Source organism: Acidaminococcus sp. (assembly GCA_022482815.1).
Taxonomy (GTDB): domain Bacteria; phylum Bacillota; class Negativicutes; order Acidaminococcales; family Acidaminococcaceae; genus Acidaminococcus.
Window position 1 is genome coordinate 831,128 of the sequence record JAKVOM010000001.1, and the last position, 19,269, is coordinate 850,396.

The window sequence follows — 19,269 nt, forward strand, 5'->3', positions numbered from 1 at the left end:
TGAACATGATGTACCGCAATTATGCAGACACCGGCGGCAACGTGAACGAGGAGATCAAACTCCTGAATTCCATCAGTCACGTATCCGCCAGACTGGCAAGGAACCTCCGGGTACTTGCCGCAAGCCAATCCGAGGAAGGAGGAAAAGAAAATGTCAAAGATGGCAGAAATGGCACAAACCATCGAAGAGCTCCGCACCGCTGCTGCTTCTATTAATGCCGCAGCCGACTGGCTCTACCAGCAGTTTTCTGGAGACGACAATTCTAAGCAGCAACATTTTAAAAGTGCTGCTAAGAAGGAGGAACCCAAGCCAGAGATCAAGCTGGAGGATGTAAGAGCCGTCCTTGCCGAGAAGTCCCGTGCCGGTCATACCGCAGAGGTTCGCACCCTGCTCCAGAAGTACGGTGCCGCAAAGCTCTCAGCCGTAGACCCGGCAAATTATGAAGCCCTGTTGAAGGACGCGGAGGTAATCGGCAATGGCAGCTAAAGCACACGCGATCCTCTCCGCATCTTCATCCGATAGGTGGCTGCACTGCCCGCCATCAGCAAGGCTCTGCGAAACCTATGAGGATAAAGGAAGCGACTACGCTGCGGAAGGTACCGACGCCCATGCGCTTGGCGAATTCAAGATCAAGTCCGCTCTTGGACTTCCCGCAGAAGACCCGACCAAAAGCCTCAAATGGTATTCCGAAGAGATGGAGAACTGCGCCAGCGGCTATGCCGAATACGTTCTGGAGCAAGTCGAAGCCGCCAAGGAAACATGCAGCGACCCGGTCGTCCTGATCGAGCAGCGTGTGGACTTCTCCCGCTGGGTAGAACAGGGCTTCGGAACAGCCGACTGCATCATCATTGCAGACGGCACACTCAGGATCATCGATTACAAACACGGTCTCGGCGTTCTGGTCTCAGCAGATGAAAACCCGCAGATGCAGTGTTACGCGCTCGGCGCTTTGGAGCTTTTCGATGGCATCTACGACATCGATCAGGTTTCCATGACCATCTACCAGCCGAGACGGCAAAATGTCAGCACCTACGAAATCAGCAAGGACGACTTGTACCGCTGGGCGGATGAAGTCCTAAAGCCCACCGCAGATCTGGCATTTGCCGGTGACGGGAACTTCCTGTGCGGTGAATGGTGCGGCTTCTGTAAGGCTAAGAACGAGTGCCGCGCCAGAGCCGAAGCAAATCTGAAGCTCGCGCAGCATGATTTCAAGCTCCCGCCACTGCTTACAGATACCGAGATCGAGGTCATTCTCGGCAAGGTAGATGAACTGGTTAGCTGGGCTTCCGATATTAAGGAATACGCTCTGCAGCAGGCTCTCTCCGGTAAGGAATGGACAGGTTTCAAGATCGTCGAAGGACGCAGCAACCGTAGATACAGCAATGAGGCCGCCGTCATTGACGCGGTCGAGAAAGCAGGCTTTGACCCGTATGAGAAAAAGCTGCTCGGCGTCACCGCCATGCAGAAGCTCCTCGGTAAGTCCCGCTTTGATGAACTCCTGACGGCTTATATCGAAAAGCCACAGGGCAAACCCACACTTGTGCCGGATAGTGACAAGCGCCCGGCCATGAATACAGCCAAAAATGATTTTATGGAGGAAAACGACAATGAGTAAAAATGTAAAAATCAGCAATCCCATGAAGGTTATCACCGGTGTTGACACCCGCTGGAGCTACGCAAACGTCTGGGAGCCGAAGTCCATCAATGGCGGCACTCCCAAGTACAGCGTGAGCCTCATCATTCCGAAGTCCGACACCAAGACCATCGCCAAGATTCAGGCTGCTATCGAAGCTGCCTACAAGGAGGGCGAGGCCAAGCTCAAGGGCAACGGCAAGTCCGTTCCAGCGCTCTCTGTTTTGAAAACTCCTCTGCGCGATGGTGATGCAGAACGTCCGGACGACGAGGCCTACAAGAATGCTTACTTCGTCAACGCCAATGCAACCTCTGCACCCGGCATTGTGGACGCAGACCTGAATCCGATTCTCACCCGCTCTGAAGTGTACAGCGGCGTGTACGGCAGAGCCAGCATCACGTTTTATGCTTTCAACTCTTCCGGCAACAAAGGAATCGCCTGCGGGCTCAACAACCTGCAGAAGATCCGTGACGGTGAGCCTCTCGGCGGCAAGGCAAGCGCTGAGTCCGATTTTGCTACTGATGACGATGAAGATTTTCTCAACTAAGGAAAGGAGCGCAAAACAATGGAAAGCACAGTTATGATTTCATCCCTTCTCTGCAACATCCTGATCGGATGCTTCTGCATCGTAGTTCTGTCTTGGGCAGTGGTCGCCATCCAGACGGTGATCAATGACTTCAAGCGTGAGAAGCGCGAGGAGAAAAAGGCCGCGCAGGACGACGAATACCATATCAAGCGTATGGAATCCCTGAAATAATCCAGTAACGGCAGGCGGCTTAGGAGCAATCTTAAGCCGCTTGTTTGAATTGAGGTGAAAATCTATGCAAACACTCAGTATCGATATTGAAACCTACAGCAGCGTGAATCTGCCCAAGTGCGGCGTTTATAAATATGCCGAGTCGCCGGATTTTGAAATACTGCTATTCGGCTACAGTGCCGACGGCTCCGAGGTGACGGTCATCGACCTTGCACAGGGAGAACGCCTGCCGAAGGAAATCATAGAAGCCCTAACTGATGATACTGTCATCAAATGGGCTTTCAATGCAAATTTTGAACGGGTGTGCTTATCCCGGTATCTCCGTGATCTTGGAGTAAGCCTTGATCCCTTCCGTGATAACCATCCTCTCTCGACCGAATGCGCACGATTTTTAAATTCAGAAAGCTGGCGCTGCTCTATGGTCTGGGCGGCCACAATGGGACTTCCGCTTTCTCTGGAAGGTGTCGGTGCCGTCCTTGGCCTCGAAAAGCAGAAGCTCACGGAAGGCAAAGACCTGATCAAATACTTCTCCGTGCCCTGTGCTCCGACAAAGGCCAATGGCGGTCGCACGAGGAACCACCCTTTCCATGCGCGGGACAAGTGGGAGGCCTTCAAAAAATATAATATCCGTGATGTGGAAACCGAGATCGGCATTAAAGATCGTCTTGCCAAATTCCCCGTACCGGAGGAGGTCTGGGATGAATATCACATCGATCAGGAAATCAACGACAGAGGTGTCCGGCTCGACATGGATCTTGTAAAGGAAGCCATCGAAATGGACTCACGCTCCCGGTCAGAACTGACTGCTGCCATGAAAGATATGACAGCACTTGATAACCCAAACTCCGTCCAGCAAATGAAACAGTGGCTCTCTGACAACGGTCTCGAAACTGACAGTCTTGGAAAGAAAGTCGTGGCAGAGCTTATCAAAACTGCTCCGCCAGAACTTCAGACCGTTCTGGAACTTCGACAGCAGCTTGCCAAATCCTCCGTCAAGAAATATCAGACGATGGAGCGTGCGGTCTGTGATGACGGCAGGGCTCGCGGCATGTTCGCTTTTTACGGAGCCAATCGTACCGGACGCTGGGCAGGCAGGCTTATACAATTACAAAACCTCCCGCAGAATCATCTCCCGGATCTGGCCGACGCACGCGCTCTTGTAAAATCCGGCGACTTTGATGCCGTGAAACTCTTATATGAAGACGTCCCGGACACCCTCTCTCAACTGATTCGGACAGCGTTCATCCCGAAAGACGGTACGCAGTTTTATGTTTCCGACTTCAGCGCCATCGAAGCAAGAGTCATCGCGTGGTATGCCGGTGAGACGTGGCGTCAAAAAGTCTTTGAAACCGGAGGTGACATCTACTGCGCCAGTGCCAGTCAGATGTTCCATGTTCCGGTTGAGAAGCATGGCATTAACGGCCATCTGCGTCAAAAGGGCAAAATTGCGGAACTCGCGCTCGGCTACGGCGGCTCGGTCGGAGCCTTAAAGGCAATGGGCGCTATAGAGATGGGACTTTCCGAAGATGAGCTTCCTCCGCTGGTGGATGCGTGGCGTCAGACAAATCCCAACATCGTAAAATTCTGGTGGGATGTCGACAGCGCTGTCATGGAGGCCGTGAAGTATAAACACACAACCAGCAGCTATGGGCTTACTTTCTCCTGCCGTTCCGGGATGCTCTTTATTACGCTACCCTCCGGACGGAACCTCGCCTATGTAAAGCCAAAGGTCGGTACGAATAAATTCGGAGGCGAGTGTATTACCTATGAGGGCATCGGCAGCACGAAAAAATGGGAACGGCTCGATTCATACGGGCCGAAATTCGTGGAAAATATCGTGCAGGCAACCTCCCGCGACATTCTCTGCTATGCCATGAAGACGCTGCGCTGCTGCTCCATCGTCATGCATATTCACGACGAACTGGTCATTGAAGCAGACCCTCGCATGTCACTTGACGTTCTCTGTGAACAGATGGGCAGGACTCCACCGTGGGCAAAAGGCCTGAAGCTCCACGCAGACGGTTACACCACGCCCTTCTACAAAAAAGATTAAAAATCGTCCGCTCAAATCAGGCGTTCATCTCCAGTGGAAATTGGAGGTGGACGCCTTTAAGTCTGCCCGGAAAGGAGGACTTTTGAGTGAGCAACGATTATCGCAACAGCGAAGGCTATCCTGACCCAACTGCAGGTGAAGCACTCTCCCGGATTGCTGCAAATGAAAAGCAGTCCCTTCGTGCTTTCCGGCCTATCGTCTACATCTGCTCTCCGTTTTCCGGAGATGTGGAGACAAACGTAGCTGCTGCCAGACGCTACAGCCGCTATGCCGTGGACAAGGGATATATCCCTATCGCACCGCACCTGCTATTTCCGCAGTTCCTTGATGATGACAATCCGGAAGAACGTGAGCTTGGTCTTTTCTTCGGAAATGCCCTCATGAGCAAGTGCGCTGAGATCTGGGTATTCGGCAGCCGCATCTCATCCGGTATGGAAGCAGAAATCAAACGCGCCAAGTGGAAAGGCTACCACTTGCGCTATTTCACAGAAGAATGTCAGGAGGTTTAACGCTATGTATGAAATTAAAGAAAGTCGCAGAGAGCTTTTTGATGGCACTGAGATCACTACCTACACCCGCGATGTGGTAAGTGCCAATATCCTGCAGGTCGAAGCCGGAACAACCGGTTACAAAGGTGGCGACACCGGCCACGGCGGACGCACCTATTTCCGCATTTCCGATGAATCCAGCACAGATATCCATGTCACACCTTTCATGGACAGATTCGGCTGCAACGGTTTTGAAGTTATCCTTGGCGGCGACTGCGAACTGGAAACCATGATCCGCGCCCTGAAATTTATCACGAAGGTGCTGGAGGAAGAATCGGAGGAGGTGTACGACTGATGTTTACCCTGTATAGTGCTGATTTTATCGGCAATCCCGGAAACTGCTCCTACCCGCATAAGACCGTTGTCATGGACGCAGACAGTATGAGAGCTGCAGTCGGTCACGACTATGTGTGTGCGGAGTACAAGAATCACTACCGCAACAGCGACAACTTTCTCTCCGCCGACTGTCTGCCCGTGGACTGTGATAACGACCATTCAGAAGATCCGAAAGATTGGATCACACCGGCAGACGTGCTGGAGGCTTTTCCGGGAGTAAGCCTTGCCATCCATTACAGCCGTTTTAATCAGCGCGAGAAAAACGGCAAACCTGCAAGGCCAAAGTTCCATGTGCTCTTTCCCATCGACCGGGTGACGGATGCATCCCTCTATAGCGATATGAAGAAGCTGGTCAATTCCATATTCCCGTATTTCGATACGAAGGCACTGGATGCTGCTCGCTTCTTCTTCGGAACACAAGAACCGGATGTGGAGCTCTATCCCGGTCGCATGAACCTCACGGAATTTTTGAACGACGACGAGTTTGATGCAGACCTTCCCGGCGGGCATGAAAAGGACGTCGTGATCCCGGAAGGAAGCCGTAATGCTACCATGTCCCGCTTTGCCGGTATCGTCATAAAGAAATACGGCGATACGGAAAAAGCCTACCAGAGTTTTTTGGAAAAGGCTGCGACCTGCGTGCCACCTCTGGATAACAGCGAGCTTAATACCATCTGGCACAGCGCCCAGCGTTTTTACTCCAAGATCAGCCGTGAGGACGGTTATGTCCCTCCGGAAGTCTATAACGACAAGAACAGCTATAAGCCGGAGGATTTTTCCGATGTGGGACAGGCTGAGGTGCTCTCGAAGTATTTTGCAAACGAGCTGCGCTACTCACCGGCCACACACTTTATCCGATACAGCGATCACTACTGGCAGGAAACAGAACCCGGCGCACAGGCTGTCGCTCATGAACTCACCCGCAGGCAGCTCGCAGAAGCCAATCGCAATATGATGGAGGCTTTGCAGAAGCTCAAAAACTGTGGTGCGCAGGAAATCCTCGATAACACATCCAAATCAAAGGCCGAACAACTGATGAACGATGAGCAAATGGAGGCCTATCAGGAGTTCCTTGCTGCAAAGGCCTACCAGAGCTTTGCCGTTCGCAGGCGCGACTCCAAGAACATTACATCAACCCTCAAAGAGACGCACCCGATGCTGGAAATCTCACCAAGGGATCTGGACGCGGACTGCTTCCTGCTCTGCACACCGGAGGCAACCTATGACCTAAGAAAAGGCATGGCCGGAGCCCGCGAACACTCTGCAGATGACTTTATTACGAAAATCACGTCCGTGTCACCCGGCACTAAGGGAGCGCAGCTCTGGCAGGATAATCTGGATTTGATTTTTCAGAAGGATCAACAGCTTATCGACTATGTACAAATGATCTGCGGCCTTGCTGCTATCGGGAAGGTTTTTGTGGAGGCACTCATCATCGCATACGGTGACGGACGCAACGGCAAGTCCACCTTCTGGAATGCCATCTCCCGCGTGTTGGGACTCTACAGCGGAAACATATCCGCAGACACCCTGACTGTCGGCTGCCGCAGAAACATCAAGCCGGAAATGGCTGAGGTCAAGGGTAAGCGCCTGCTGATTGCTGCGGAAATGCAGGAAGGCGCAAGGCTCAACGACTCCACTGTCAAGCAGCTCTGCTCCACAGACGATGTGTTTGCGGAGAAAAAATATAAAGATCCGTTTTCCTTCAAGCCCTGCCACACGCTGGTGCTGTATACGAACCACCTGCCTCGCGTCTCCGCCTCCGATGACGGTATCTGGCGCAGGCTTATCGTGATCCCGTTCAATGCCAAGATCGAAGGCAAGGCCGACATCAAAAATTACGGTGAGTACTTGTATGAAAATGCCGGTGAAAGCATTCTGGCATGGATCATCGAAGGAGCTAAAAAGGTCATCGCGCTGGACTACCAGATTCCGGTACCGGACTGCGTGACGAAGGCCATCGATGAATATCGCAGCCAGAACGACTGGTTCGGACATTTTCTGGATGAGAAGTGCGATGTAGATGAGTCCTTTAAGGAAAGCTCCTCGGCGCTCTATCAGGCATACCGCAACTACTCGCTGGATTGCAATGAGTATGTTCGCAGCACGGCAGATTTTTACTTTGCGCTGGAGAAGGCCGGATTTGAGCGGCTGACACTGAATCGGAAGCGTTATTTCAAGGGCTTAAAGATTCATGAGGTGAGCGGCGCAGAGGAAGATTTTCTGCAGTAATCCGGGACTATGACAAGGTGTATCAAGGTCTTATATAAAAACTCTCTTAGGCCTAAAAAAATAGCTCTAAGAAAAAGTTTGGTAAATACCATTGATACACCTTGCACATCCCCTGAAATTAACGCCTGACGGAGGTTTGCAATGATAGAAAAACAGATAGAAAACAAGTTAACTATGGCGGTGAAAAAGAACGGCGGCATTGCACTTAAGCTGGTGTGTCCCTCTTTCGTAGGAATGCCCGACCGCCTGATCTTACTCCCTGACGGCCATATCGGCTTCGCAGAGCTGAAGGCACCCGGCAAAAAGCCACGCCCACTCCAGCTTTCTCGCCACAGGCTGCTGCGGGAGATGGGCTTTGCGGTATATGTCATTGACGATCCGGAGCAGATTGGAGGGATGATCGATGAACTTCAATCCACATGATTATCAGGACTATGCCATCCGCTATATTGAAAAACACCCTGTGGCCGCAGTCCTTTTAGATATGGGACTTGGAAAGACGATCATCAGTCTGACGGCAGTATATGACCTGTTGTTTGACAGCTTCGAAGTGCATCGCGCTTTAGTGGTAGCTCCCTTAAGAGTCGCCCGCGATACATGGCCAGCAGAAATCCAGAAATGGGAGCACCTTGCCGGTCTAACCTATGCGGTCGCAGTCGGGACACCGAAGGAGCGAAAAGCCGCTCTCATGCAGCAAGCGGATATCACGATCATCAACCGTGAGAACCTGCAGTGGCTCATTGACGAGTCCGACTTTCCCTTTGACTTCGATATGGTGATTATCGATGAGCTGTCGTCCTTCAAAAATCATAAATCCAAGCGATTCAAGTCGCTGATGAAGGTACGGCCACGGATTCACCGGATTATCGGCCTGACCGGCACTCCTTCCTCCAACGGTCTCATGGATCTGTGGGCAGAGTTTAAAGTGCTGGATATGGGCGAGCGCCTCGGACGCTTTATCACGCAGTACCGGACAAATTACTTCATGCCAGACAAGAGAAATGGCGAGATCATCTACTCCTATAAGCCACTGCCCTATGCGGAGGACGCTATCTATCGGAGGATCTCGGATATCACGATTTCCATGAAATCTACCGACCATCTGAAGATGCCGGAGCTGGTTTCAACAGAATATGAAGTGCAGCTCTCCGATTCCGAGCGCAGCCGTTATGATGATTTGAAACAGGAGCTCATATTGCAGCTCCCTGATGGTGAGGTGACTGCTGCCAATGCCGCGTCACTTACGGGCAAGCTCTCCCAGCTTGCGAACGGTGCCATATATGCCGATACCGGTGAGGTCATCGAGTTCCACGATAGGAAGCTGGACGCTTTGGAGGATATTATCGAGGCCGCCAATGAAAAACCGCTCCTTGTGGCCTACTGGTTCCGGCATGACTTTAGCCGCATCAAGAACCGCTTCAATGTCCGGGAGATCAAGACCAGCCGCGATATTGCTGACTGGAATGCGGGAAAGATTCCTGTAGCAGTCATCCATCCGGCCTCTGCCGGTCACGGTTTGAACCTTCAGGCCGGAGGCTCCACCCTTGTGTGGTTCGGCCTTACATGGTCTCTGGAATTATATCAGCAGACCAACGCCCGTCTCTGGCGGCAAGGTCAAGAATCCGGCACTGTCGTGATCCAACACATTATTACCAAGGGCACCATCGACGAAAGGATCGTAAAGGCGCTATCCAAGAAAGAAATGACGCAGACCGCACTGATTGATGCAGTCAAGGCTGACCTTGAGGTGGTGTGATGGCCGATCCTTATGAAAATCTCGCCAACGCCATCGTGCTACAGGCAGTAAAGGATTACCGGGACGCCCTGAAGCGCCTGAAAAAGAAGCCCGGTAATCAAACTGCCATGTTGGACGCAATGGAATGTGAACGGTTCTTCCGCTCCGGCTGGTACAAGACCTTAACAAGTGTAGACGGCGAGTATCTCATACAAAAACTACGAGAGGAGGCGAAGCCCTTATGACAGTAAAAGAATATCTCCATCAGGCCTACCGCCTTGATCAGAGAATCAAGTCCGACACGATAGAAGCACAAAACCTGCGTGAGATGGCAGGCAGCGTGTCGGCTATCCAATATGATAAAGACCGCGTGCAAACATCACGAAATACGGAAGCTCCCTTTGTCCGGACGCTTGAGAAACTGTGGACACTGGAAAAGAAAATCGCCGGTGAGCTGGAAATGCTATCAGACCTCAAGAAACAGATACGGGAGGTCATTGAGGCAGTGCCTGATACCGACGAGCGCATGGTACTCAAGTACCGGTACATCCATAACTATACATGGGAGCAAATCGGGGTGGAGCTCTGTGCAGATGCCCGTACCATTCGCCGCTGGCATGGCAAGGCGCTTCTTCATGTGACGCTTCCGGATGATCCGATTATCATTTGAAATGCGCCCGAAATGTCCTGCTTTGTCCTAAGATGTCCACCCGTCCTTTATGATAGTATATAATCAGCAAAACAGAATAAAGAACAGCTGCACACGCAGCACACGAGCCTTGCGGGAACACCCTGCAGGGCTTTCTTTATGCCCTGAAAGGAGGCACGGCTTATGCCAAGAAAACCACAACGACCGTGCCGCTATCCCGGATGTCCACACCTTACGGACGGCGTTTATTGTGAAGAGCACGCAAAGATCATGGATCAACACTACGAGAAGTTCCAGCGTGGCTACTCTACCGGCAAACGCTACGGCAGAGCATGGAAACGAATCCGTGACCGCTACGTTCACAAGCACCCGCTTTGTGAGCAGTGCTTAAAGGAAGGACGCTACGTCGCGGTCGAGGAAGTCCACCACATCGTGCCGCTTGCTGACGGAGGATCGAATGACGAGTCCAACCTTATGAGTCTTTGTCGTTCGTGTCACGAGAAGATTCACCGCGAGCGCGGCGACCGGTAGGGCGGTCAAAATCTCTACGACCCTTTTCCCCGGAAAACGGCGCGGGGTCTTTTACGCAAAAATTGCAATTCAAACAGGGTATTAAACCCTGCACCACAGAAATGGAAGTGATCGACATGGCGAAAGACGGAACCTATCGCGGCGGGCGGCGTGTCAAAGCTGGCTCCAAGCCGGACGCCCTCGCCGACAAAATTATGAAAGGCGCACCTGCAAAGCGTATGGAGCTGCCGGACTTCACTGACGACATGACCGACTTCGATGTTGACGACATCGGTGACAGCGTGGAGCTGGAAGGCATGGATATGCCAAGCCCGGATGATTACCTCTCTGCTCTTCAGAAGGACGGTAAGCCCCTCGGTGCAGATGAAATCTATAAGGAAACATGGCTGTGGCTCAAGGAGCGCGGCTGCGAGAGGCTGGTAAACAAGCGCCTGCTTGAAAGCTACTCTGAGGCCTTTGCCCGGTATATCCAGTGCTCCGAAGCTGTCAGCAAATACGGCATGCTCGGAAAGCACCCGACCACCGGCGCTGCAATTGCGAGCCCATTCACACAGCTTTTGATGAATTTTCAGAAGCAGGCCAACCTGCTCTGGTATGAGATTTACGACATTGTGAAGCAAAACTGCACCGAGCCATTTGAAGGTAGTCCGCAGGACAGCGTGATGGAGCAGCTGCTTCGAAGCAGGAGGAATATGTAAATGAACACACAGAAATTAGAACAGGTACCTATTGATAAACTGGTGCCCTACGCCCGGAATGCCCGGACACATAGCAAGGAGCAGATCGCACAGCTCCGGGCTTCTCTCAGGGAGTTCGGCTTTGTGAGTCCTGCTGTCATTGATGCGGACTATAACATCCTCGTCGGCCACGGTCGCATTACGGCTGCCCGCGAGGAAGGATATGAAACCGTGCCCTGCGTCTTTGCAGAAAACCTGACGGAAGCACAAAAGCGTGCGTATATCCTTGCGGATAATCAGCTGGCGCTCAACGCAGGCTGGGATGAGGAAATGCTGTCGGTCGAATTGTCTGATCTGCAGGATCAGTCCTTTGACCTATCTCTCCTCGGCTTTGATGCCGGTGAGCTGGATAAACTGCTCGGCACCGGAAGCGAAAAGGACATCGCCGATGATGATTTTGACCTCACCGCTGCCCTTGAGAAAGCTTCCTTCGTAGAGCCCGGCGACATCTGGACGGTTGGCAAGCATAGAGTCATGTGTGGAGATGCCACCTCTCCGGAAGATGTGGAAAAGCTCATGGACGGCAAGAATGCAAACCTTGTTCTGACCGATCCGCCCTACGGCGTATCCTTCAAAGCCTCGGATGGTCTTACGATCAAGAACGACTCTCTCAAGGGCGAGGAATTTTACAAGTTCCTGCTGGCAGCGTTTAAGAACATGGCTGACCACCTCGAAAAAGGCGGAGCCGCTTACTGCTTCCACGCGGATACTGAAGGGCTCACTTTCCGAAAGGCATTCATTGACGCAGGTTTCCATCTCGCCGGTGTGTGTATCTGGGTAAAGAACAGCCTCGTGCTCGGTCGATCCGATTATCAATGGCAGCATGAACCTGTGCTCTATGGTTTTTTGCAAAACGGCAAGCACCCGTGGTATTCCGACCGCAAGCAGACCACCATCTGGAACTACGATAAACCAAAGCGCAATAAGGATCACCCGACCAGCAAGCCGCTGGATCTTCTGGGCTATCCCATCCAGAACTCCTCTCAGGAAAATTCTGTAGTTATTGATACCTTCGGCGGCTCCGGTTCCACACTGATGGCCTGCGAGCAGCTGAACCGCGTCTGTTACATGATGGAGCTCGATCCGAAATACGCCTCTGTCATCCTTCGCCGTTACGTGGAGGATACCGGCGATGAGGAAAATGTGTATGTAATAAGGAACGGCGAAAAGCTCCTCTATTCCGCTCTGGCAAAGGAAGTCGAGACTTCTCCGACGGCGGGTGTATAATACACAATTTCTGCCCGGATTCTTCGGCAATTTTCTACCTCAGAAAATGTCGGAAATCGCTTGATAAATAAGGCTTTCAGAGTGATGTATATACATGCCAAAAGGCACAGCCTAAAACCTTAATTTCACAAAGGAGGAACACACTCATGAAAGCAAATTACAACGTAACCGGAAACGACAGAAAAGCATTGGTCGCAGCCATCGAAAACCTCACCGGCGACAAGGCGATCTACATGCGTATGCCGACCTGCGCTTACGAGATCGGCGACGTCACGGTCGACAAGGAAGGCAGCGTAACCTGCGAGGACGCAGACAAGCTGGAGCGCATCATCCACAGCCTGATCGCGGATGGCTTCACACCGGAGGATACCGAAGAGATCGAAAGCGACGATGAAGCCACTGGCCTTACGGTCAGCCTCCCGATCGACAAGGTGGCGGTCGGAAACCTCACCAACCTCCTCACAGCCAAGGAAAGCCTCATCAAGAAGGCACTCGGCATTGACGACCTTGGCATCGAGGTCACAGAGGATACGGTCAGCTTTCCTTGGTTTACTGAGATGCCGGAGCCGGACGTGGTCAAGGCCTACACCCACTTCATTGCATCCCTTGGCAAGATGAGCCGGGATTTGAAGCGCATCAGTGCCACTGAAAAGGAAGTTGACAACGAGAAGTACGCATTCCGCTGCTTTCTCCTGCGGCTTGGCTTCATCGGAAACGAATATAAGGCAGAGCGCAAGATTCTCCTTAAGAACCTCTCCGGCAACTCCAGCTGGAAGAACGGCGCACCGGAAAAGGAGGTGGCAGCATGCGAATGATCACGAAAGAGCAGCTTGAAGCGCTCCGCTCCCGCTACCCGGCAGGCACCCGCGTGGAGCTTCTCCAGATGGACGATGTACAGGCACCGCCCATCGGCACCAAGGGAACCGTTACGGGAGTCGACGATACCGGGAGCCTTATGGTGAACTGGGACAACGGCTCCGGCCTGAATGTCATCTACGGTATTGACCGTGTGCGAAAGGTGGTGGACTGATATGGACGAAAAGGTAAAGGAGCAGATCCTCGCCATACGGGATACCGGCCTTACAAATATGTTCGATGTGAACACGGTGCAGCGGCTGGCCTATGAACGGGACTTCTACGAGCTGGTTTTATACCTTGAGGATCACCGGTCTGAATACGTGAAATTCATCATGTCCGGCGAGGCATAAACTACACAATTTAGGCCTCAAATGTTCCCGCAGGATTGTCACATATATTTCGATAAATAGCTTGCTATTACAGGCGTTCAGAGTGATATATGTACATACCAAAAGGGAAAACAACCACAAGGAGGAACCACCATGAAGTACACAATCGAAGCCATAGAAAACGCGAAGCCCGGAATGTGCTGGGAAGAAATCGGATGCCAGTGGACACTGGGACAGGCCTACCTTTACAGTAAGGAAGCTGGAAACGACCTGCCGAACTTCGCCGAAGTCATCTGGGATTACGACATCGAAGCGATCCTTGCAGATTGCCGGAAGCTCGGAGTGAAGGAATTCACCATCAGCTCCACCTTCTCAAGCCTTATCGAGACCATTGCAAAGTTTGAGGAGCTCGGCTGCACACTGGACGGAATTGTAAAGGTCAAGGAGCGCTACACCCACTTCGGAAGCGACGAGCACGCCCTCATCCCGGCTTTCAAGATGACGGTAAAGGAGGCGTAAGGAAAATGTGGAGCGAAGGAGTTATCGGCATCCCGGATGCCAAGGACAAGGAAAAATACACCAAGTGTCACTACTGGGTAAAACACTACGACGAGCCAAGCGAGACCTACGGCATTAACGGAGGCAGGATCAGCAAGCTCATGATCAAGATTGACGGCGAGACCGTTTGCAACTACGACAGAGGCTGGGACATTCATCCCACCTGCAAGGAAGCAGAGATAGCGCTTTGCATCCTGCTGGATAACCACAACTAAACATTAAACCCTGAATATGAATATTCCGGGAGACTGAGCCAGAAGGCTCTTTCTCTCGTACTGATACCGGATCGCTTAAGCGGTCTTTTATTTTGCCCTGAAAGGAGGCGGCCACCGTGCCAATGCGAAAACTGAAAAACTATAAGCCGACCCGCTTCATGGCAGAGACTTCTCACTACAGCAAGCAGATGGCGGACTTCGCTGTGATGTTCATCGAGCAGCTCACCCACACCAAAGGCACATGGGCAGGAAAACCCTTCGAGCTCATCGACTGGCAGGAACGAATCATCCGCGACCTGTTCGGTGTCCTGAAGCCGAACGGTTACCGTCAGTTCAATACGGCCTACATCGAAATTCCAAAGAAGATGGGAAAGTCAGAGCTGGCTGCCGCGGTCGCCCTGCTTCTTTGCTGCGGTGACGGTGAGGAACGCGCCGAAGTCTACGGCTGCGCTGCCGATAGACAGCAGGCCACCATCGTTTTTGATGTTGCTGCGGATATGGTAAGGATGTGCCCGGCGCTTAATCGGCGCGTCAAAATACTGGCCTCCCAGAAACGGATCATCTATGAGCCTACCAACAGCTTCTATCAGGTGCTCTCCGCTGAGGCCTACAGTAAGCACGGCTTTAATATCCACGGCGTGGTATTCGATGAGCTGCACACCCAACCGAACCGGAAACTCTTTGATGTAATGACAAAGGGCTCCGGTGATGCCAGAATGCAGCCGCTGTATTTCCTGATTACCACTGCAGGGAATGACACAAACACCATCTGCTATGAAGTCCACCAGAAAGCGCAGGACATCCTCGACGGCAGGAAGGTCGATCCAACCTTTTATCCGGTCATTTACGGCGCGGAACCTGATGAGGACTGGACTGATCCGGAGGTGTGGAAAAAGGCAAATCCCTCTCTCGGTATCACGGTCGGCATTGACAAGGTAGAAGCGGCCTGCGAATCGGCAAAGCAAAACCCCGGTGAAGAGAATTCCTTCAGGCAGCTGCGCCTTAATCAATGGGTAAAGCAGGCTGTACGCTGGATGCCAATGGATAAATGGGACGCCTGCGCCTTTCCGGTCAATGAGGATGACCTCGAAGGACGTGTCTGCTATGGCGGTCTTGACCTGTCCTCCACTACGGATATTACATCTTTTGTGCTGGTATTCCCGCCACGGGATGAAGACGACAAGTATGTGATCCTCCCGTACTTCTGGGTGCCAGAGGATACGCTGGATCTTCGCGTGAGACGCGATCATGTGCCCTACGATACTTGGGAGAAGGAAGGCGTGCTGCAGACTACCGAAGGCAACGTCATCCATTATGGTTATATCGAGAAATTCATTGAACGCCTCGGCGAGCGCTTCAATATTCGCGAAATAGCTTTCGACCGCTGGGGAGCAGTCCAGATGGTTCAGAACTTGGAGAACATGGGCTTTACTGTCGTGCCCTTCGGACAGGGCTTTAAGGATATGAGCCCGCCCACAAAGGAGCTCATGAAGCTGACACTTGAGCAAAAGCTCGCCCACGGCGGTCATCCTATTCTCCGCTGGAATATGGATAACATCTTCATCCGTACTGACCCAGCCGGAAATATCAAGGCTGACAAGGAAAAATCTACAGAGAAGATCGACGGAGCCATCGCCACCATCATGGCGCTTGACCGTGCGATCCGCTGCGGCAATGACAACGGTGCTTCTGTCTATGACGACAGAGGCATTTTATTTATCTGAAAGGCAGGTGATCAATATGAGCATATTTTCAGGACTGTTTCGTTCAAGAGATAAGCCTACCAATTCAACAACCGGAAGCTCCTACCGCTTCTTCTTCGGCGGGACGACCTCCGGCAAGGCTGTAACGGAGCGCTCCGCCATGCAGATGACGGCGGTCTACTCCTGCGTGAGGATTCTGTCCGAGGCAATTGCAGGCCTGCCGATACACCTCTATCGATACGGCGAAGGCGGCAGCAAGGAAAAAGCGATAAATCATCCGCTATACTTCCTGCTTCACGATGAGCCAAATCCGGAAATGACATCCTTTGTATTCCGGGAAACATTGATGACGCACCTACTCCTGTGGGGAAACGCCTACGCGCAGATCATTCGGAACGGCAAAGGTGAAGTGGTCGCGCTCTATCCTTTGATGCCAAATCGTATGACGGTCAACCGTGATGAAAACGGAGAGCTTTATTACGAATACCAAACATCGCAGGACGAAGCGCACACGATGAACGGCAGTCGTGTGAGGCTCCAGCCGTCCGACGTACTGCATGTTCCCGGCCTTGGCTTTGACGGCCTTGTAGGCTATTCTCCCATTGCCATGGCCAAGAACGCCATCGGCATGGCCATCGCCTGTGAGGAATTTGGGGCCAAGTTCTTTGCCAACGGGGCTTCTCCCAGTGGCGTCCTGGAACATCCAGGGACCATCAAGGATCCTCAGCGGGTCCGGGAAGCCTGGCAGTCCCAGTTTGGAGGCAGCAGCAATGCTGGCAAGGTGGCCGTGCTGGAAGAAGGCGTGCGCCCAGATGGGCGTCATTGATAGTAGTGTTTGGTACTACCACCCACAATCATGGGTGAGTTGACCTGTCTTACCGCAAAGTGAAAGCTGATACGGGAACATAGCACGACAGGAAAGCGGTAAGTTACTCAAAGGCTAAAGGGTACGACTGAACCGCCACAACAATCGGATATGAGGTTTAAGGTATCTACTGAACGTGAGACTTGAGTGTCCATTTCCGAGGGGAATTGGGAAATTAGCCTGTTACCCATTCCGTGACTGACTGTCTTTACATCCTTCAAAGGCGGCATGATTGCGAATGTCACGGCACGAGCAGGAGAACCTGTGTTAAAGAGTCTAAAGCGGAACCGATAATTCGAGCATACCAAGCAATGACGCTAACTGGGGATACCCTAAAGGCGGATGCCGAAAGGCTATAGTCTATAGGACTTGAATACCGCCCATGGGTACGGAGCGTTCGTAGTAGTCCGAGAGAGTTAATAGCTCTTACATGGCGAAGGAACGCAGCTTATGCAACTCTAAAAGGAAAGGTGAAAGGGAGGAGAAACCTCAATGAAACCAACATCTGAAATTTTAGAACGAATGTACAGAAATTCTGAAGAGCATTCAGACGGTATCTACACGCGGCTCTATAGGTATCTTTTGCGAGAGGATATTTACATGACCGCATACAAGAACCTTTACGCAAACAAGGGCGCAGGAACTGAGGGTGTGGACAATGATACGGCTGACGGTTTTGGAAAGGAATATGTGAATCAGATTATTGATGAACTGAAAAACCAAACCTATGAGCCAAAAGCGGTAAAACGTGTCTACATTCCTAAGCGCAACGGAAAAATGCGTCCATTAGGTATTCCGTCATTCAGAGACAAACTGATACAGGATGCGATACGGCAGATACTTGAAGTAATCTATGAGCCTGTTTTCAGTACTCATTCGCACGGATTCAGACCGAATAGAAGCTGTCACTCAGCGCTGAAAGAAATCAGCCGTTCTTTCCGCAGTACGAAATGGTTTGTCGAGGGAGACATTAAGGGATGCTTTGACAACATTGACCACACGGTTCTGCTGAATCTGCTTTCTGAGAAGATTAAGGACAGCAAGTTCATAAATCTGATAGGAAAGTTTCTGAAAGCGGGCTACATGGAAAATTGGGAGTACCACAAGACATACAGCGGAACTCCGCAGGGCGGCATTCTTTCCCCGATTCTTGCAAATATATATCTGCATGAGTTGGACAAGAAAGTAGAAGCCATGCAGAAAGAATTTAATGCGCCTGCTGATTATGCCTATACACCTGCATACGGCAAAAAGGTGAGAGGAATTGTCAAATTGCAAAAGCGTTACGGCGAATGCGTTGATGAAGCGGAAAAGAAAGAACTGTTAAAACAGATTCATAAGCTTGAAGTGGAAAAGCGCAGATTGCCATACAAGGACGCTTCCGACAAGAAAATCGCCTATGTACGCTATGCTGATGATTTTATTATCGGTGTCAGCGGAAGCCGTGAGGATGCGGAGCGTATAAAGCAGGAGCTTACGTTGTTTGTGGCAACAAGATTAAAACTGGAATTGTCTGACGAGAAAACAAAAATCACGCACAGTTCCGGCAATGCTCATTTTCTCGGATATGACATCAACGTGCGCAGATGTCAGGAATCCAAAAGGAAAACCAATGGGGTTTTACAGCGGACGCTTAATAACTCTGTGGAATTGCTTATTCCCATGGAGCGGATTGAGAAGTTCATGTACGACCGTGAGATTGTCATTCAAGGTAAGGACGACAAACTCATCCCATGGCAAAGAAACTCAATGGCGGGTCTTACTGACCTTGAAATTGTAGATACCTATAACTCGCAGACTCGTGGAATCTGTAATTATTACTGCATAGCCAGTAATTTCTCAAAGCTGACGTATTTCGTTTATCTGATGGAATACAGCTGTCTGAAAACACTTGCTAAGAAACATAAAACCAGAATATCAGGCATAAAGAGGATATTCAAGTGCGGAAAGTCGTGGGGCATTCCTTATAAAACGAAGAAAGAGAAAAAGCGCATGATGATTGTGAAATTCTCGGACTTCAAACGAGGAACTGTCTTTGACGAACCAAGCATTGATACGGTGAAGAACCATATCCATTTCAACACAAGAAATTCTCTTGAAGCCAGGTTGAAGGCTTGTAAATGTGAATTATGCGGTGCGGAAGGTGATGGCATTGCTTTTGAAATTCATCACATCAACAAGATGAAAAACCTCAAAGGTAAGGAGCAATGGGAAATGGCGATGATTGCAAGAAAGCGGAAAACACTTGTTGTTTGTAAAGAATGCCATAAGAAAATCCATCATTCGTCATAGTGTAAATGGAA

Annotated in this window: 24 protein-coding genes; all 24 read left to right on the forward strand. The window is 51.3% G+C overall.

What is annotated here, in order from left to right; translation table 11 throughout:
- Window positions 1-5 precede the first annotated feature (5 nt).
- The 24 genes from LKE33_03650 (at window position 6) to ltrA (ending at window position 19,258) form a co-directional block, all read left to right on the forward strand.
- Window positions 6-215: a hypothetical protein gene (locus tag LKE33_03650; protein ID MCH3950019.1), complete on the forward strand. Its 210-nt coding sequence runs from the start codon at window positions 6-8 to the stop codon at window positions 213-215.
- Window positions 151-486: an rRNA biogenesis protein rrp5 gene (locus LKE33_03655; protein ID MCH3950020.1), complete on the forward strand. Its 336-nt coding sequence runs from the start codon at window positions 151-153 to the stop codon at window positions 484-486. The genes LKE33_03650 and LKE33_03655 overlap by 65 nt, the downstream gene beginning before the upstream one ends.
- Entirely contained in the window at window positions 476-1,615 is a 1,140-nt protein-coding gene (locus LKE33_03660) for a DUF2800 domain-containing protein (GenBank protein MCH3950021.1), read from the forward strand. Before LKE33_03655 ends, LKE33_03660 begins: the two co-directional genes overlap by 11 nt.
- The gene (locus LKE33_03665) at window positions 1,608-2,180 is read left to right on the forward strand and encodes a DUF2815 family protein (protein ID MCH3950022.1); all 573 of its coding nucleotides are present in this window, start codon (window positions 1,608-1,610) and stop codon (window positions 2,178-2,180) included. The genes LKE33_03660 and LKE33_03665 overlap by 8 nt, the downstream gene beginning before the upstream one ends.
- A gap of 18 nt (window positions 2,181-2,198) precedes the next feature.
- Window positions 2,199-2,390, forward strand: coding sequence for a hypothetical protein (locus tag LKE33_03670; GenBank protein MCH3950023.1), 192 nt, complete (start codon window positions 2,199-2,201; stop codon window positions 2,388-2,390).
- Between the two features lie 64 nt (window positions 2,391-2,454).
- Window positions 2,455-4,443: a DNA polymerase gene (locus LKE33_03675; protein MCH3950024.1), complete on the forward strand. Its 1,989-nt coding sequence runs from the start codon at window positions 2,455-2,457 to the stop codon at window positions 4,441-4,443.
- 86 nt (window positions 4,444-4,529) lie between these two features.
- On the forward strand, window positions 4,530-4,952 hold the full coding sequence (locus tag LKE33_03680) for a hypothetical protein (GenBank protein ID MCH3950025.1): 423 nt from the start codon (window positions 4,530-4,532) through the stop codon (window positions 4,950-4,952).
- Window positions 4,953-4,956: 4 nt separating this feature from the next.
- Window positions 4,957-5,286 carry a hypothetical protein gene (locus LKE33_03685; GenBank protein MCH3950026.1) on the forward strand — a complete coding sequence of 110 codons (330 nt, stop codon included), beginning with the start codon at window positions 4,957-4,959 and terminating at the stop codon, window positions 5,284-5,286.
- On the forward strand, window positions 5,286-7,559 hold the full coding sequence (locus LKE33_03690; GenBank protein ID MCH3950027.1) for a phage/plasmid primase, P4 family: 2,274 nt from the start codon (window positions 5,286-5,288) through the stop codon (window positions 7,557-7,559). The genes LKE33_03685 and LKE33_03690 overlap by 1 nt, the downstream gene beginning before the upstream one ends.
- A 141-nt stretch (window positions 7,560-7,700) precedes the next feature.
- Entirely contained in the window at window positions 7,701-7,982 is a 282-nt protein-coding gene (locus tag LKE33_03695; GenBank protein MCH3950028.1) for a VRR-NUC domain-containing protein, read from the forward strand.
- A complete protein-coding gene (locus tag LKE33_03700) occupies window positions 7,963-9,315 on the forward strand; it encodes a DEAD/DEAH box helicase (GenBank protein ID MCH3950029.1) in 1,353 nt (450 codons plus the stop codon). Before LKE33_03695 ends, LKE33_03700 begins: the two co-directional genes overlap by 20 nt.
- On the forward strand, window positions 9,315-9,539 hold the full coding sequence (locus LKE33_03705) for a hypothetical protein (protein ID MCH3950030.1): 225 nt from the start codon (window positions 9,315-9,317) through the stop codon (window positions 9,537-9,539). The genes LKE33_03700 and LKE33_03705 overlap by 1 nt, the downstream gene beginning before the upstream one ends.
- Complete coding sequence (locus tag LKE33_03710; GenBank protein MCH3950031.1) at window positions 9,536-9,964, forward strand: RNA polymerase subunit sigma-70; 429 nt, start codon at window positions 9,536-9,538, stop codon at window positions 9,962-9,964. The genes LKE33_03705 and LKE33_03710 overlap by 4 nt, the downstream gene beginning before the upstream one ends.
- Window positions 9,965-10,126: 162 nt before the next feature.
- Entirely contained in the window at window positions 10,127-10,474 is a 348-nt protein-coding gene (locus LKE33_03715) for an HNH endonuclease (GenBank protein ID MCH3950032.1), read from the forward strand.
- 116 nt (window positions 10,475-10,590) lie between these two features.
- Window positions 10,591-11,172, forward strand: a complete 582-nt coding sequence (locus tag LKE33_03720) for a P27 family phage terminase small subunit (GenBank protein MCH3950033.1) — start codon at window positions 10,591-10,593, stop codon at window positions 11,170-11,172.
- Window positions 11,173-12,438: a site-specific DNA-methyltransferase gene (locus tag LKE33_03725; GenBank protein MCH3950034.1), complete on the forward strand. Its 1,266-nt coding sequence runs from the start codon at window positions 11,173-11,175 to the stop codon at window positions 12,436-12,438. It begins immediately after the preceding gene.
- A gap of 146 nt (window positions 12,439-12,584) precedes the next feature.
- Window positions 12,585-13,253 carry a virulence protein gene (locus LKE33_03730; protein MCH3950035.1) on the forward strand — a complete coding sequence of 223 codons (669 nt, stop codon included), beginning with the start codon at window positions 12,585-12,587 and terminating at the stop codon, window positions 13,251-13,253.
- Window positions 13,244-13,468, forward strand: a complete 225-nt coding sequence (locus LKE33_03735) for a DUF4314 domain-containing protein (protein ID MCH3950036.1) — start codon at window positions 13,244-13,246, stop codon at window positions 13,466-13,468. The genes LKE33_03730 and LKE33_03735 overlap by 10 nt, the downstream gene beginning before the upstream one ends.
- 1 nt (window position 13,469) lies before the next feature.
- On the forward strand, window positions 13,470-13,646 hold the full coding sequence (locus LKE33_03740) for a DUF5049 domain-containing protein (GenBank protein MCH3950037.1): 177 nt from the start codon (window positions 13,470-13,472) through the stop codon (window positions 13,644-13,646).
- A gap of 132 nt (window positions 13,647-13,778) precedes the next feature.
- A complete protein-coding gene (locus LKE33_03745) occupies window positions 13,779-14,144 on the forward strand; it encodes a hypothetical protein (GenBank protein MCH3950038.1) in 366 nt (121 codons plus the stop codon).
- Window positions 14,145-14,149: 5 nt separating this feature from the next.
- Window positions 14,150-14,398, forward strand: coding sequence for a hypothetical protein (locus LKE33_03750; protein MCH3950039.1), 249 nt, complete (start codon window positions 14,150-14,152; stop codon window positions 14,396-14,398).
- Between the two features lie 122 nt (window positions 14,399-14,520).
- Entirely contained in the window at window positions 14,521-16,122 is a 1,602-nt protein-coding gene (locus LKE33_03755) for a terminase large subunit (GenBank protein ID MCH3950040.1), read from the forward strand.
- A 16-nt stretch (window positions 16,123-16,138) separates the two neighbouring features.
- Window positions 16,139-16,927, forward strand: a complete 789-nt coding sequence (locus tag LKE33_03760) for a phage portal protein (protein ID MCH3950041.1) — start codon at window positions 16,139-16,141, stop codon at window positions 16,925-16,927.
- Window positions 16,928-17,566: 639 nt separating this feature from the next.
- A complete protein-coding gene (gene ltrA, locus LKE33_03765; GenBank protein MCH3950042.1) occupies window positions 17,567-19,258 on the forward strand; it encodes a group II intron reverse transcriptase/maturase in 1,692 nt (563 codons plus the stop codon).
- The last annotated feature ends 11 nt before the right edge of the window (window positions 19,259-19,269 follow it).

Coding starts and splice junctions, on each gene's coding strand:
- LKE33_03655 (MCH3950020.1), top strand. CDS start 151: ATGTCAAAGATGGCAGAAATGGCACAAACCATCGAAGAGCTCCGCACC.
- LKE33_03700 (MCH3950029.1), top strand. CDS start 7,963: ATGAACTTCAATCCACATGATTATCAGGACTATGCCATCCGCTATATT.
- LKE33_03665 (MCH3950022.1), top strand. CDS start 1,608: ATGAGTAAAAATGTAAAAATCAGCAATCCCATGAAGGTTATCACCGGT.
- LKE33_03755 (MCH3950040.1), top strand. CDS start 14,521: ATGCGAAAACTGAAAAACTATAAGCCGACCCGCTTCATGGCAGAGACT.
- ltrA (MCH3950042.1), top strand. CDS start 17,567: ATGACCGCATACAAGAACCTTTACGCAAACAAGGGCGCAGGAACTGAG.
- LKE33_03725 (MCH3950034.1), top strand. CDS start 11,173: ATGAACACACAGAAATTAGAACAGGTACCTATTGATAAACTGGTGCCC.
- LKE33_03660 (MCH3950021.1), top strand. CDS start 476: ATGGCAGCTAAAGCACACGCGATCCTCTCCGCATCTTCATCCGATAGG.
- LKE33_03675 (MCH3950024.1), top strand. CDS start 2,455: ATGCAAACACTCAGTATCGATATTGAAACCTACAGCAGCGTGAATCTG.
- LKE33_03735 (MCH3950036.1), top strand. CDS start 13,244: ATGCGAATGATCACGAAAGAGCAGCTTGAAGCGCTCCGCTCCCGCTAC.
- LKE33_03750 (MCH3950039.1), top strand. CDS start 14,150: ATGTGGAGCGAAGGAGTTATCGGCATCCCGGATGCCAAGGACAAGGAA.
- LKE33_03670 (MCH3950023.1), top strand. CDS start 2,199: ATGGAAAGCACAGTTATGATTTCATCCCTTCTCTGCAACATCCTGATC.
- LKE33_03760 (MCH3950041.1), top strand. CDS start 16,139: ATGAGCATATTTTCAGGACTGTTTCGTTCAAGAGATAAGCCTACCAAT.
- LKE33_03715 (MCH3950032.1), top strand. CDS start 10,127: ATGCCAAGAAAACCACAACGACCGTGCCGCTATCCCGGATGTCCACAC.
- LKE33_03705 (MCH3950030.1), top strand. CDS start 9,315: ATGGCCGATCCTTATGAAAATCTCGCCAACGCCATCGTGCTACAGGCA.
- LKE33_03730 (MCH3950035.1), top strand. CDS start 12,585: ATGAAAGCAAATTACAACGTAACCGGAAACGACAGAAAAGCATTGGTC.
- LKE33_03690 (MCH3950027.1), top strand. CDS start 5,286: ATGTTTACCCTGTATAGTGCTGATTTTATCGGCAATCCCGGAAACTGC.
- LKE33_03685 (MCH3950026.1), top strand. CDS start 4,957: ATGTATGAAATTAAAGAAAGTCGCAGAGAGCTTTTTGATGGCACTGAG.
- LKE33_03650 (MCH3950019.1), top strand. CDS start 6: ATGATGTACCGCAATTATGCAGACACCGGCGGCAACGTGAACGAGGAG.
- LKE33_03740 (MCH3950037.1), top strand. CDS start 13,470: ATGGACGAAAAGGTAAAGGAGCAGATCCTCGCCATACGGGATACCGGC.
- LKE33_03745 (MCH3950038.1), top strand. CDS start 13,779: ATGAAGTACACAATCGAAGCCATAGAAAACGCGAAGCCCGGAATGTGC.
- LKE33_03695 (MCH3950028.1), top strand. CDS start 7,701: ATGATAGAAAAACAGATAGAAAACAAGTTAACTATGGCGGTGAAAAAG.
- LKE33_03720 (MCH3950033.1), top strand. CDS start 10,591: ATGGCGAAAGACGGAACCTATCGCGGCGGGCGGCGTGTCAAAGCTGGC.
- LKE33_03710 (MCH3950031.1), top strand. CDS start 9,536: ATGACAGTAAAAGAATATCTCCATCAGGCCTACCGCCTTGATCAGAGA.